Below are 14988 nucleotides of genomic sequence, written 5' to 3' on the forward strand. Positions count from 1 at the left end.
TCAGTAGTCTTGTTTGCTTTGAGTGTGTAAAAGTAGGTGTCTGATGTTCCCGAACGCTCCGTCCTTCCTTTATAATTGTGCAAATTCTGCAGCAATTTGTTCAGTATAACGGTCATATTCATAATACTCTGCAAGGTAGGTGCCATACTCTTCAAACAAATGTCTGAGGACGTCCATCGTCATAGAAATGCTATTGTCATAGTCCAAAAGGATCTGTTTTCGATCCGCCTTATTTTTCAACAGTGTAACAACGCCAAATCCAGCACCAATTAGTGTAACAACTAGCAGTGACAGACTGGTGAGTGGAGATGCAATGGCTGCCGCAATTCCCAATGCGAATCCTACATATGCAGGCCAATTTTTAACCTGTGTAAGGCTATTGTCCCGCTTGGCCGCAAAGAATTGCTCCACTTTCTGCTGTTCACTAGCTTCATTTGAAAAATCTGCGGTTGTTGTATATTCCCCTATGGTAATGGGCAGATGTATCTTATCGATGGCACGGTAGGCCGCTGTATGATTGTTGATGGCTTTTTCGTGGATTTCCCGGGTCAAGGCAAACATATTAAGACGGCTCTGTCCATTTACCTCTTTTTCGTCTGCAGTAAACACCCAATCGATTATCTCCGCAATCAAACAGAGTTCGGATGCATCATGGGTCTGCTCTGCCGCAAACTTCTCCTTCGCAACCTCCACCTCACCTTGATAACGGATAATCAATTCATTGTAGCGAATCTCATCATAGACCGCTTTCTCCATAGGATTGGCCCGGGCAATCAATTCATCAATATAATTTTTGACAAAGGCATTGTGTTTTCCCGCCTCTGCATGAATCAGTTTTTTGAGAAATTCTAAAATTGTAAGATTGGCGCTAGCCATTCGCATAGCAGTTGCTAAAGCAGTGAACTCGCCGCAATACTTTTTCAGCAGCGGATAAGCCGGTTCCTCCTTACCATCCATGCGACTGTAAAAAGCCTGGGCTCTGGATACCATTTCCTCTTCACTGTATCCTTTGGCATTAATATTGGCCTGTATTACCTTTTTGATAAATGTCTGAATTTCTGAACGGGTTGTCTCACTGACGTTCTCACTGGTGTTGACCGCCCTGCTCATCAATGCAAACAACAGCAGAAAATTCCGTTGGTCAGATCCTTTCAGCGAACACTCCTGATAAGTGAAAAACCACTTCAGAGCAGATTCATCCCTCTGCATTCGAAGATTAAACAGCATAAAAAAAATAGCACTATTTTTTTATCTAATGTAATAGCCCGTTCGATCGCCCGTTCAGCTAACGAGCGATCATCATTTTTCCATGCCATAACAGCAATTAAAACACACGTCAACCAGTAATCCGGAGTTTTGAGATGCTGTATTTCCACAGACTTATAGATAACTGCGTCACTAACCATATCCATATCCAGGTTGTCCATCATACCCTGAACTAGTTTTCGGATAGTCCTATAATTGGAAAAGTCATAATACTTTTTATTGTTACATTCGCGAATTTTCTTATTTGCAAGCTCCATCTGTTTGAATCGGACATACATCTTGTCAATTTCGCCTTGAAGTTCGATTGCTGCAATTCCCTTTTGATGACTGTCCTCAAATTTAGCCGTACTTTCATTTAAAGTACTACAAATTTTGTTGTTGCAGTCCTCCAGCACACGGTAACCGTTGCTAACACCCCTCTCAATTTCATTGAGTTCGTGCTTAAGCTCCCGGTTGATTGCTCTTTGGCGGCTCAGCTCCGCCTCAAGCGATGATATGCTCATGTGGTCACACCTCCTGATTTTCCGAAGCATTCACCGCGCGCTCCACTCCCCATGCACGCAGTTTTTCTAATGTCTCCGGATTTGTTTTTGCATAGGGAATCATCTGACGGAAGCGTTCGAGCAATGCCCAAGTCGATAACTCCGCCTCAGAGTATAGCAACTGTTCCTCCGCCAAGCTTTTCACAGCATATTCAAACTGTATGCTAATATGCTATTGCCTAAGTCTTATGTAACAAGGCGCGGACAGCCAGCTGGCTGTCCGCGCCTTGTTTTCGCAGGTAACGGGATCGGATCCCTCCGTGTTACCAGGTCACGTATTTCTCACAGAACTGCTTAAGCATCACCGCGACCTGGGCGCGGGTCGCGCTGCCCCGGGGACTGAGCATCGCTTTCCCGGTCCCGTTGATGATGCCGGAACCAACCGCCCACTGCATCGCGGGAACGGCATACTCACCCAGCTCCGCAACGTCCGCATAGGAGAGGAGATTGGTGCTCTCTCCCACGCTCACATCATAGCCCTTATACTGCGCGTAGCGATACAGCATAGCGGCCATCTGCTCGCGGGTGATCGGATTGTCCGGACCAAATTTGTTGTCTCCGTATCCGGCGACGATCCCCTCGCTGGCGGCCCATCGGACCGCCTCGCCATACCAGGAGCCCTGGTCCACATCATCGAATGTCATGGCATAATTCACCACAGGACTGCCTTCCACTCTCCACAGAATGGCGGCAATCATGCTGCGCGAGGTGGTTACCTCGGGGCTGAAGGTGGTGGCACTGGTGCCCGCCATCAAGCCATGCTCGTAGACATAGCGTACCCCCTCTTCATACCAGGACCCTGCGGGCACATCCACAAAGGGCAGTCCGTCCGAGGTCATCTCCGCAAAAGAGGCCTTCACGGTAACGGCACCGGCCGGCATGGTAAAGGTGTACGTGCCATCCCCCTTGCCGTTGAGAGGGATCGTCTTTCCGGTCGGATCGGTGGCGGTCAGACCAGCGAGCCGGTAGCCTTCCTCCGGCGCGGGGGTCAGTGTGATGGCCGTGCCCGCGGTGGCCATGCTCCGGCTGGCAGTCACGGTTCCGTGGTCGCCGGATTCCACCGTGATCTTATAGCTGGGGTTTCCCCCACCCCCGCCGCCGCTGGTGTGTGTGCTGGTGATGTGCAGGGCGTAGGCGGTGCTGCCGATATGCACGGTGATGACCGTTTCTCCTGCGCCAATAGGGATGTACTGGCTGCCGCTGCCGGTGAATTCCGTACCGTTGATGGTGACCTTCTCCCCGCTGCCGGAGATGGCGGTGACCAGGGTACCATAGTCGGAGATCCCGGAGATGGCATAGGTGAGCACCCCGTTTTCGTCCGGTTTGAAGTCATCTCGGGTCACAGGCAGCCCCTCAAAGGTGAGGCTGTCCTCGCCCGCCGCCGCGGCGTGGACCACCACGCGGCTGCCCAGACGGGTGAACGGGATCGTGCTGGTCTGCACGGTCTCGCCAGGCAGCGTTCCGCGGATGTCGGTGGTCTTGGTCTCCAGCACCTGGCCGTCCTCGTCCAGCAGGGAGGCCACCAGAGTCGCGGTGGTCTGATCCTGGAGCGAATTGTTCTTCAGCTCCACCACAGCGGTGGTGACGTCGGTATTGGTCTGCGTCACGTTCCGCGTGGTCTTTTCCCCGGTGCGGGCATATGCGCCGGTGAGCAGGACCGCGGAGGTGTTATTGCCGGTGGCATACTCCGCCATGGTCTGGCTGTTTTCCTTCACTTCCGCCTTGGCGTAGAGGTACACGCCGCTGGCGGGGACCTCCTCCTGCTGCAAGGTGTTGCACACATAATCCTTCAGATCATAGGTGAACTGGAAGGTCATGCTGCCCTGGTCCATGCGCCGCAGGGCGTCGCCGCGGAGGGTGACCGTGTTGCCGGATACGGATACGCCGTCCTGGCTGCCCTCCAGGGTGACCGCAGCGGCGCTGGTGTACTCGGAATCGGTGTAGAGGCTCAGCTCCACCGTGCGCCCCGTGTTCTCCAGCAGGGCTGCGGAATCGTTGTACAGGGTCACCTGGACGGTGCGCTTGCCCTCATGCTCACGGACCACCTCCATAGAGGAGATCCCCACGTCGTTGTAGTCCAGGTGGAGGGTGTCGCCGGCAAGCGGTCCGCTGCCGTCGGCAGTGATGGTATAGGTGGGATTGGCGATGGCGGCGCCCGTCTTGTACAGCACCGTCACGCTGGCGCTCTCACCGGGATTCAGGGCAACGGCATCGGAGGCATATCCGCCCACCTCCGCCGTCAGGCCGGTAAGCGGGGTAGTGCCGGTGTTGCGAAGTGTGAACCCGACCGGAGTGAAGGCGTTTACCTGCAGATTTGCATAGTCCACCGAGATGGCGTCCACCGACACGGCCTCCGCCGTCAGGCTGCCGCCGCCGGTGAGCAGCTGATCGGTGTCGGCGGGCACCGCATATCCGGCCACATTTTCCGTTGCCGACTCACTGTACTGAGTGCCGAAGATGTAGGCGCTGATCTTGCCGTCGCTGTCCTTCCAGGCGCTGAAGGAGTTGGACAGGGTACGGCTGGGCAGGGTGACCAGAGGCTGAGGCGTGGAGAGATACACCTCTCCCCCGCTCTTGCACAGCTGGGTGCCATAGAGGAGGCTGTGGTCGGCCTCGCCCTTGGCGTTGGATGCCGTCTCCGCCCACACCAGGGTCAGGCCGTGGACACTCTGGCCGCTCTCTTTTGCAAACTGGAAATTGGAGTTGATGTTCAGATTCTCCTCCTGGGAGATGGCCTTGACACTGGCCGGGATGGCGTTTTCGCTGCTGCCGTTGTAGAGCTGCCCATCGGCGCCCACGGCCTGCAGACGGATGTCGCCGCCGTCCTGCGTGCTGTACCAGCCCAGGATAAAGGAGCCATCCGCCGCCGCCACCTGGGGATTGGCGTCGGTCTCCTTATCGTTGGTGAGCACCACCAGATCGCCCAGGGTGCCGTCCTTCTCCACCACACGGTAGGCCAGCTCGTAGCCCTCCATGGGTTGATTCTCCGGGTCACTGGACCCGCGATCCAGGGTAAAGACCACGATGGAGGTGCCGTTCTCCAGCATAGCGGTTTTCAGGCCGACCACGCCGCCCTGGGAACCGTTGTAGGCCATCTTGGCATCGCTCCAGCTGTTTCCGTCAAAGATGCTGAAGCAGATGCTGTCTCTGGTGTCGAAAGAAGTCAGATCATTCGCATCCGAGGCATAGACGCTCCGCCAGAAGACCACGGCATGGCTGCCGCCCACCGCCGTCACCGGCGCCAGGTCGGGGGAGGCGTTGTCGGTGAGCTGCTTGGTGGTCCAGCTGCTTCCACCGTCGGAGGTAGCAGCCACCATAATCTCGGTGCTGTTGAGCAGCTGCTTCTGCTCATCGGGGGAAATGGGATCGCCGGCGTTTTTGTCCAGATTGGTGCTCAGACGGGACCAGGCAGCCACGGTAAATCCGCTGGTGCCGGAGAGCGAGGGGGACAGGTCGCCGAAGCCGTTGTTGGTGTCGTCCCCGTCGTCGTCGATGACCGCGCCCTCATCGCCCACCTTGCCGGCCCGGATGCGGCTGGCATAGAAGTCCTCGCTGTTGCCGTCGCTGATGTAGGCCGAGAGGCTGCCGTCGTCATTCACCACCGGCTCCGAGCCGGGGTTGGCGTCGTTCTGCACCACGGTCGCGTCGCTGTCAAAGCCGGGGGTATTCCAGGCGCGCTCCCCATTGGCGTAGGCCTCCAGATAGCTGCGGCTGAGCAGGGTGGGCGTACCCGCCAGAGACGTGGTGCTGGTGCCGTTTCCGGTCCAGTAGTCGTTGATGTACTGATAATCGCCGAATTTTTCGTTGTAATTGACCTTGCCGGAGACCAGCGCTCCGTCATAGGAGATGAAGAGCAGCTTGACCACCACTTTGAGGCCCACCTCGCCTTCCACGCCGAGGGCCTGTCCGTTGCGCTGCTGGCCGCTGGTCAGATAGGTCCGGGAGAGGAACTGGTTGGTGGAGTCGCCGGTGAGCTTGCCGAATAGGCCGATCTTCAGCGCCACGATGCTGTAATCAAAGCCCACGCCGCCAAAGGCGCTGATATAGCCGTTGATGCGCAGGGTGGTGAGGAAATCGTTGACGGAGTCGGAGGCCTTGGCCTCTTCGCTCCAGCCGGAGGTATCCTTCACCTGGTCGGTGTAGACCGTGGCGGCCTTGTAGTCCAGCTGGAGGGACAGACCCGCGCCGAAGGAGGCGGTGATGGGGATCGGACCGGCAAAGAAGTTCACGTTGGCCTCAAAGCCCACGCCCGCACCGGCGGTAAAGCCGCCGCTCACCACACGGAAGGCCCACGCGTGCTGGTCGGTGTCGTAGTAGAACTGGCCCTCGTAGCAGCCGGTCAGCTGCGCGCCGAAATCCAGGCCGGAGTTGGTGGTCTTCAGATAGTTCTGTCTCAGGTCCTGTCTGGGGTGGTAGTTGCCCTGGGCCATATCGCTGAGGTCGCCCACGCTGGGCACACCCACCTGCCGCTCGGTGTCCAGCAGCTCATAGTTCATGGACAGGCCGTCCTGGTCGTAGTCGAAGTCCTCCAGTTCCAGGCTGTCATAGCCGCCCCAGATGAGCACATTGAAGACCGTGCTGTCCTCCGTGGGGGTGATGAGTACTTTGAACAGGGGGTTGCTGGAATTGGCCACCGAGCGCAGCATGGAGGCGATATCCCCGTTAAAGGCGCTGCTGATGGAGCTGTTGCCAAAGGTGAAGCGGCTGCTGTTGCTGTTCAGGCCGTTCTGGAAGCTGCCCTGCATGTCCAGCACCACCGCCTTGGCGTCCTCGTTGACCAGCTTCACATCGGTCAGGTCAATGACCTGGAAGGGCATGGACACGTCCTTGAGCAGCTGGTCATTCTGGTACACGCAGGCCCGGAGCTTGGCGGCCGTCTCGGGCTTGAGCCAGCCGGACTCCGTCATGGTCTTCTTGGTCAGGACCATGGTGTTGGTGACGATAGGGATGGAGGAGAAGGGGAAGGTGCTGTCCTCCACGGTCTGTCCCTCGGGGACAAATCCATTTTCCCCGGTCATGGAGACCGTGGCCTTGCCATTTTCCGTCTCCACGCCCCAGAGCATAAAGCGGCTGGTGAGCTCGGCATACTTGTAGGTACTGTTGGGACCCACTCGGCCGGTGGAGCCCATGACATCCCGGATTTGCAGATCGGTTCCGCTCTCTTTGCCGTAGGCCATGGTCTGGGCGGTGAGGAAGGGCTGCTCCTCCTGGCCCTGGGGAACCTCCTCCAGGGTGACCACCGCACTGCCGGTGCGCAGGATGCGGTCGGCGGACATGCTGCCCTGGATGTTCACCAGAGTGGGATAATATTTGTTATTGTCCATGTCACTGAGCTCGAACCAGTAGTCCAGCGCAGCGTTGGTCAGCTGTCCGGTATAGCCATCGGCCGCAAACTGGGTGGCATCCATGTACACCGTCAGCTTGCCGTCTTGATCGGTGGTGTATTTACCGTCGGTGGCCCCGGAGATCAGGCTGCCGGAGGTGGGTCCCATCTGGGCGCTTTCACAGTAGTAGCCGCCCAGGTACACGCCGCCCCGGAGGGTGAAGGTCTCGTTGGCAAAGGGCGTGCCGTCGGGCTGCACCAGGTACAGCTCCGCCTTGGCGGCGGGACGGAGGGTGACGGTGTTCAGGGGATAGAGCTGCAGCTTGGCCGCGTCCCGCTCCCCGCTGGAGAGGGCGCTGTTGAGAATGGTGCCCAGATTGGGCTCCTTCTCGCTGCCCGAGCGGAAATACACGTCGCTTTGGATGCCGCTGGGCTCATAGAGGGCCAGGAGGCCGTCCGCATTGGTTTGGACCGTCTTGCTCTCGCCCGCGCCGTTGGTGTAGGTGACCTCCGTGGTCACCGCGGGCGTGACCTGGAAGAGGTAGAACTTGTCCCGCAGGGTGTTCACATTCACGGTCACACTGTCGCTCATGCCGGTGGCCGCGTGGGTGGCCGTGATGGTGGCGGAGCCGTCCGTGGTGGCGGAGAGCGCCATCTGCGTCCGGGGCAGATAGGTCTCGTAGCTCAGATCCGCAATGTTGTCCCACAGACCGCCCTGGCGGTAGTAGATGCCCACGGCCTCCGGGTGGTCCGAGACCCACCGGATGCCGTCCCGGAAGCTGCTCCAGTTGTAGGCATCCGCGTTGATGCTCACGTACTCGATGAGGCCCAGCTCCTGGCGCAGTTCCAGAATGCTTTTGCTGTCCGTGGGAAGGCTGCCGCTCACCTTGGAGGTGTTATCCATGGTGATCGGGCCTTCCGGCTGGATCTCCAGCGCGCCGGAGCGGTAGACCCGCAGCACGATGGAGTCGGAGCTGGGGGCAAAGTTCGGGCTGCCGGTCTCATTTTCGGTAAAGGTGATGGTGTAGGTGTCGTAGAGGCCGCTGCCCACCGCTGCCGGTGTAAAGCGCACCGTACCGCTGCCCCCGTCTACCGATGCGGCGGACAGGCACTGGCTGGTGACCTCTTCCGCCGTCGACGCACCGTCCGCCATACGGGCGGCGGACAGGGTGCCCTTTGCATCCGGATTGCCCGAGATAGTGCAGGTGAGCGCGGCGGTCTCCGCATCGGTGAGGTCGGTCTTGTCCGAGGTGATGCGCAGCTGGGTGGGCGGGGAGAGCACCGTAATGGAAGAGGTGGCCGCGCGTTTCTCGGGGCTCTCCATCCCGACCTCCACGGTGTACTGGCTCTGGGGATAAGTCACCGGCAGGTCTGTGGCTGGGATGGTACAGGAGGTGATCCGCTCTCCCCCGGCCGTACTCTTCACCTCATAGCTCTTGCTGGGCTCGCCGGTGGCCTGCGTGCCCGCAAAGAGCTTGATGGTGAAGGTGATATCCTGTCCCGGATAGAGGTCAAAGACATTGGTGTTCCACTTCACCGTGGCGCTGCTGCCGCTCTGGAGCAGGGACTCCTGGGCATACTGGGGGATGCCCAGATACAGCTTGTCGCCGGCGGTGATGGTAAACTCCAAATGATTGGATTCCTTATCATCCTTTGTATCCTCCGGCGTGCCGTTGTCAGCCACGTAGTAGAAACTCACTTTGCCGGTTTTGGACTGGAGCTCGATCTGGCCCTCCTTGGTAATGGTGGCAATGGTTTCGTCTGTGCTGTGCCAGGTGCCGCTGGTGGCCGCCCCCTCCGGGCTGGTCTGCGCCTGGAGCTTGGGGATGGCTTCGTCGCTGAGGGCAATCGTGTAGTTGTAGTCCGGCCCAGCGCCGACCACACTGATGACTACATCGGCCACATCCACGCGCCTGGCGATGGTGACCGATTTTGTCTCCCAGGGCACCGTCTCCCAGCTCTCTCCGTTCTTTACCTGGAGCTGGACGGTGACGTTCTGGTCCACCGTTGTGGGCGTGAGGGGGTACGGCTTTGCGGTGAAGGTGTAGGAGTCATTGGCCCCTTCCTCCATGGTAACCGTATGCTCCTGATCCGGGGCGCCGTTCACGCTGACGAGCAGCCGCATCAGGCCGGTGGGATTGGTCAGATATTCGCTGTACATCTGCTGATACTTGGGATTCTGATCCACAGCAATCGAGAAGTTCAGCGCCTTGCCGCTCTCATCATAGGTGACATCTAGACCTTCCACGGCATTTCTCAGAATGGGGGTATCCAGGGTCACGCCGGAGACGGTAACGTTATTCACCTCTTTGGCCTTGTTGCCCCAGTAGTCTGTGATGCCGGAGTTGGAGGCCACGCCCACAGTAAGGACGCCGTCATCCATTTCCTTGACCTCATAGAAGAAGGTGATGTACTTGCCGCTGGTGGAGCCGTGGAGCTCTTCCAGCGTGTACGGAGTATTGTTGATGGTGATTTGGGTATCATTCGTGGCCTGAATGAACTCATCGGCAGTAATGGTAATGGGAATCACATCGCCGCTCCGGTAGGTACCCAGCGGTGCGGAGACGGTGAGGATGGGGGCCTCGCCGTCATTTACCAGTTCAAAACTGGACTTGGTGGTAGTGGCGGTATAGCCGTTTACATAGTAAACGTAGGTTTCGTCAAAGTCGCCATCGCTGATCTGATCCCATTGTACCGTGTCATCCTTGCAGATACTTAATTTCAGAAGAAAATTCAGGGGATAGACCGCGGGGTAAGAGGACATCGTTGTGGAGATGATATTGTAGGAGATGTCCGCCGTCCCCCTGCCGGAGGGGAGGCTGAGCGGAAAACCGTTGACACTGTTTGCGTCGATGTAGGGGTTTGCGCCGAGAAGGACGCTCTGCGGCACAATCAGCGTGCGGTGCTGTTCCCCGGTGATATTTTGGTAATCATCGGTGTTCTCCTGCTTGATGGTGGCGGTGACGTGGGTGCGTATCGCGCTGTCGGAGTCGAGCGTGTCAAGGCACTGCTGGAGATAAGTCAGCGTCTGCTCCAGTGCCTCGAGATCGGTGCTCAACGCCAGTGAAAACCCTATTTGGCTAACGAGCTCGTAATCGATCTTGTTAGAAGAGGTCATCTCTTGGGAGGCGCTTGCAGAGCCTGGCATGGCCGGCAACGGATTGGAGATGGAAAAGTAGCCGTTCCAGCAGTCGCTCAGGCCGCTCCCGTCCTGGAAGAAGAAGCCCTGGGCGTCATAGAAGGACACATTCTGCCAGATATCCCCGAAGGAAATCTCACCAAATGAAAGATAATTTTTCCATGTTGTCGCATAATCCGAGATCCCAGGCGCACTAATGCAGAGATACAGCGGCCCGGTGTAATCATTCCTGAACGCATCTGTCGTCAGTGTGTACTCTGTTCCGTCCACCTGTAACATTTCCTCTGGGGTAAAAAAGTAAATGATTTCACCGCTGTTGTTCCCCAGAGAATAACGGTTGCTGGTCTGATCGGACAGGTAGACGGCAAGCCCACGGTTAAACATATTGCTCACAGACTCTTCGCCCCAGAATCCCATGGCCTTGAGCACATTGGAAAAATCCACCTTGAATTTGATCGAGAGGGTGGTGCCCCGCGGGATGGTCACGTCGGGGGTGCTGATGTAATAGGTGTCGTCCTTCACCTGCACGTTGCTGGTGTCAAAGACGACCTGATCGCGGTTGGCCGTCAGGGTCATACCCTCGCCCTGGAGCTGCTCCAGCAGGCTGTTGAGATTCTCCAGGGTCTCCCCCTCGAAGGTGGCCCCAGTAAAATACTTCTCCTGCAGATACTGCAGCTGCCGCTCGATGGCGATGATGGTCTTGAGGTCCTTCAGGGCGATGGGCACCCCGTCCACCTCTGCCACCTGGGTGAGATCGGTGGCCGGATCGCTGAGCAGGGCCTCCATCTCCTCCAGGGTATAGGTCTCCCCGTCCAGGTCGATGGTCCGGTCGGTGACCAGATTGCCGTCCTCGTCCAGGAGACCCAGGGTGTCGAGCAGGTCATAGACCTCCTCATAGCTCTCGCCGGTGAACTGCTCCAGCTGCTGGAGCAGGCTTTCATTCCGTTCCGGCGGATTGCCCAACAAGCCGCCTACGGCGGCATAAGCCGTGGCCGGCAGCAATGACAGGGTCATGCAGACTGCCAGCAGCAGGCTCAACACTCTCTTCTTCACACACATTCCTCCTTCTATCCGTCCATCTGCATGGAATCCAGCAGCTCATTGATGGATGCACGCACGCAGTAGGCCCCATTGTCCCAGACCACCTCGCTGTCCACCAACCGGGCGGTTTTAAACAGCTCCGGCGACGACAGCCTTCCAAACCGGATGGCGTGGACCCGCTGCTTCATGTCAATGACCGCCTCGCTGCCGTTGGGAAAACTCAGCTTGAGCTGATAGTTGGGAAGTACCTGTAAAGTGATGCCGGAGGCGTCCATAAGCTCTCCTCCTTTCGCACAAAAATAACAGCATAGGAACTCTGTATTTATCATACCGAGTTCCTATGCTGCGCACATCCCCCGAAAGGGGGATTTTGGGGGGAGTTATTTCAAAAGATCCACCAGTTTGCTCCGGCGGTCGATGTTGGTCTTGTTGAAGATACTGCGGATATGGCTCTTCACGGTCTCCTCCGAGATGAAGAGGCGCTTAGCGATCTCCTTGTTGCGCAGGCCCTCCGCCGCCAGCCGGGCCACTTCCCGCTCCCGCTCGCTGAGTTCGGTCATCTGATCCGGGTACTTCTCCAGCATGGCAAAGATCCGGCTCTCCTCCGCCCTGGTATAGTGGATCTCCATGGCTTTGATCTCCGCGATGGCGGTCTCATGCTTCTTTTTGATGGAGGGAAGCAGAAACAAAACCGAGAGATACTTTCGGAAGCAGGCCAGGAAGGTATAGTTCTTGTCCTGCTCCGCCAGGGACAGGGACTGCTCCAGCCACTCCGCCGCCCGGGGGATCGCCCCCATGGACAGATAACACAGGGATAGGCCCACACACATGAAATTGCGCGTGGACAGGGAGATGAGACGGCTGTCCAGCTGGAGGGAGGCCTCTACGCTGGCAATGGCCCGCTTGTACTCCTTCTTCAAAATCAGGTCGGTGATGCGGTTGGTCTTGGCCATGAAGTTCGTAAAGGTGAGGTCCCCCAGCATGTCCGCCGCCCCTCTGGCCCAGGCCGCGGAGCGGTCCGGCTCCATCATGAGGCCCAGCAGATAGGTACGGACGGTCTCCGCCATCTGGGTGTTGATGGCGGTGTGCTGCAAAAAGGGATAGGCCAGGGCCTTGGTCTCCAGATATTCGATGGCCTTCTGCAGGGAGATCATGTCCGACTGATAGATGGCGTTGATGCCCAGCAGCAGGGCCGCGCCGTAGGTCACCGTGGCGTTCTGCCACTGTTCCGACAGCAGCGCTGCCCGGTGGGCGTAGATGTCCGACTCGTCAAACCGCCCCTGGACGCTGAGGGCCTCGCCCAGGTAGAGCTCGTAAGCCCCGGCCCCGTGATTGCCGGTGAGGGGGTTGTAGACCTCCAGCATGTCCCGCAGCGCCTCTGCCGTCTCCATCATCTTCCCCGGTGTATGGTAAAAGAGATACCACATGGAGGTGGTGCCGAACAGATAAGGCTCCCGCCGGTTGAAGAGCCGGGAGGGCTCGCTCATCCAGGCGGCAGCCTCCTGGTAACATGCCTTCATGCGGGGGATGTCGGGAAACTCCCGGAAGGCGGAGAGGAGATACCACTCCCCCATGAGCTGCCGGCTGCCGTTTTCCGCCAGGATCTCCCGGCTCTCCTCCAGCGCGGCTTCAAAGCCCCGGAAATCCGTACCTGCAAACAGGGCCAGGCACAGCCGCAGCATGGAGAGCGGGTATTGGGCCAATGTCTCCCGGGGACAGCGCTGCAGCACCCTGCGGGCCAGGGCGGTGTAGCTGATCGAGCCGAAGGTCTCCCCCAGGAGACCCACCAGCTCACAGGAGAGCAGCTGTTCGTCGTTGCCCGCCTGGAAAAAGCACTCCACGGCCTTTTTGTTGTTCCCGGTCCGGCGGTAGATGGTGCCCGCGGCCTCATAGACCTGACAGCGGAAGTCCGGGGGCATGGATTCCAGCATCTCCAGCAGGAAATGCCGCAGCAGCTCGTGGGGGTAGCTGGTTCTGGCCCGGATGTCGTGGTGCATGAGAGGCGTGCGCACCAGGAGGTTCTGCAAAGCCGCCTCCTGACCGGGGGCAATGTCCGGCAGCTGTTCCTCCTGGATGCAGTCATACACCGCCACCCGCAGCAACATCTCCTGCTCCTTGCAGGAGACTTTCCGCCAGAAAAATTCGTGGAGCAGCCCGTCCATATCGTGAAATTCCGGCAGCTTGTCAGGATTGTCCTGTAAGCTCTTCAAATACAGGGCCACCGCGGCGGCCCAGCCCTCGGTATTGCGGTAGACCATGTCGGCCTGCTGCCGGGTCAGGTTCAGGCCCAGCTGCTGGGCATATTGCAGGATGTCCTTCTTGCCCAGCAGAAAATCCAGGGAATTCAGCCGGGAGACGCCGGAGCTGCTTTCAAAGACGGCCCGCAGCTTTTTAAAGTTCTGGGAGATCAGCACCACATGCAGACCATCCCGGGGCCGGTCCGCTATCGCCTGCAGAAGGGGCAACGGCCAGTTGTCGCCGATCAGCTGAAAATTGTCCAAAATGAGATAGCAGGGTGAGGAGACCGAAAGGCGGGCCAGGATGTCCGCAGCGGCGCTGACATTGCTGCGGTTCAGAAAGCCAAGCCCCCGCAGTGCGGCGCCTGCGTCCGCGTCCAGGGTGCCGATCTGCCGGATAAACCAGTCCAGGCTGGTGTCCTGCAAAAAGCTCACCGCTGTGAACCAGTGGACCTGCTCGGGAGGAATCTCCCGCATGGCCCAGCGGACCGCCGTGCTTTTCCCATAGCCCGCAGGCGCTTCGATCATGGTCAGACTGCTTTGATAGATGTGAGAAAGTTTCTGTTGGATATCTTGCGAAAAATAGAGCGTATCCATTTGCTCACCCCGTTCCTATCTTTTATTATAGGAAAAAAGGGGGTCCTTGTCACTCCCTCGAAAGGGGGATTTTGGGGGAGAGGGGCAGCGCTGTGCGGCTGCGGCAGAGGCGCCCTCCGTCTTCGGAATCGTTCCTTTCCATGCACTCCGATCCGCCCTATATGAAACATCGGCCGCAGTTTTTCCTGCGGCCGATTTTAACATGCGCCCGGATTAAAACAGCTGTCCCGGCAGCCTTAATTTTTCCTTGGGCGGGAAGTTCCGGTCAAATTCCTCCGCCGCGGCCTCATCCACATAGTAGTCCTTCGGCGTGTGGTAGACCCCGGTGACGCCCTTCAAAAAGTCCGGCTGAAGCTCCCTGAGCAGGACATAGGGGACGATCTCCTGCTCCGGCTCCCCGTGGTAGTGGACGCCCCGGGTCCCGGCCACTACAAAGCCGGACTTGCCGTAGAAGTCGATGTTGCCCTCGATGCACAGGGCCCCCGCCCCCAGCTCTCTGGCCCGCTCCATGGACTCGTCCAGTAGATATTTGCCCAGGCCCTGCCGCTGGAGGTCCGGGCGGATGCTGATGGGCCCGAAGGTCATCATGGGGAGCTCCCGGCCGTCATCGGCCACAATTTTGGCGCGCATATACAGCACATGGCCGATGAGCACTCCGTCCCGCTCCATGACCAGGTCCAGCTCGGGCACAAAGTCCGGGTCCCGGCGCAGCACATGGACCACATAGTGCTCCAGGCAGCCGGGGCGGTATACGTTCCAGAAGGCCTCCCGGGTGAGATGTTCTACGGCAGCGTAGTCCGCCGGTGTTTCCCGGCGGATGATGATATTGTCCTGTCTCATAGT

The 14988-nt window shown here is 58.4% G+C and carries 6 protein-coding genes; all 6 read right to left on the reverse strand.

Annotated features, from left to right (window positions below; translation table 11 throughout):
- Positions 1–69: 69 nt before the first annotated feature.
- Positions 70–1122: a hypothetical protein gene (locus tag GPK94_RS06445; RefSeq protein ID WP_215655207.1), complete on the reverse strand. Its 1053-nt coding sequence runs from the start codon at positions 1120–1122 to the stop codon at positions 70–72.
- Positions 1123–1184: 62 nt separating this feature from the next.
- On the reverse strand, positions 1185–1769 hold the full coding sequence (locus tag GPK94_RS06450) for a hypothetical protein (RefSeq protein WP_215655209.1): 585 nt from the start codon (positions 1767–1769) through the stop codon (positions 1185–1187).
- A 302-nt stretch (positions 1770–2071) separates the two neighbouring features.
- Complete coding sequence (locus tag GPK94_RS06455) at positions 2072–11323, reverse strand: S-layer homology domain-containing protein (protein ID WP_215655211.1); 9252 nt, start codon at positions 11321–11323, stop codon at positions 2072–2074.
- Between the two features lie 14 nt (positions 11324–11337).
- Positions 11338–11586 carry a DUF2442 domain-containing protein gene (locus GPK94_RS06460; RefSeq protein WP_101691926.1) on the reverse strand — a complete coding sequence of 83 codons (249 nt, stop codon included), beginning with the start codon at positions 11584–11586 and terminating at the stop codon, positions 11338–11340.
- 105 nt (positions 11587–11691) lie between these two features.
- Positions 11692–14076 carry a LuxR C-terminal-related transcriptional regulator gene (locus GPK94_RS06465; RefSeq protein WP_215655213.1) on the reverse strand — a complete coding sequence of 795 codons (2385 nt, stop codon included), beginning with the start codon at positions 14074–14076 and terminating at the stop codon, positions 11692–11694.
- A 282-nt stretch (positions 14077–14358) separates the two neighbouring features.
- Complete coding sequence (locus tag GPK94_RS06470; protein WP_215655215.1) at positions 14359–14985, reverse strand: N-acetyltransferase; 627 nt, start codon at positions 14983–14985, stop codon at positions 14359–14361.
- Positions 14986–14988: the final 3 nt, after the last annotated feature.

It is taken from the genome of Pseudoflavonifractor sp. MCC625, assembly GCF_018784545.1.
In the GTDB taxonomy this organism is placed as follows: Bacteria; Bacillota; Clostridia; order Oscillospirales; family Oscillospiraceae; genus Pseudoflavonifractor_A; species Pseudoflavonifractor_A gallinarum.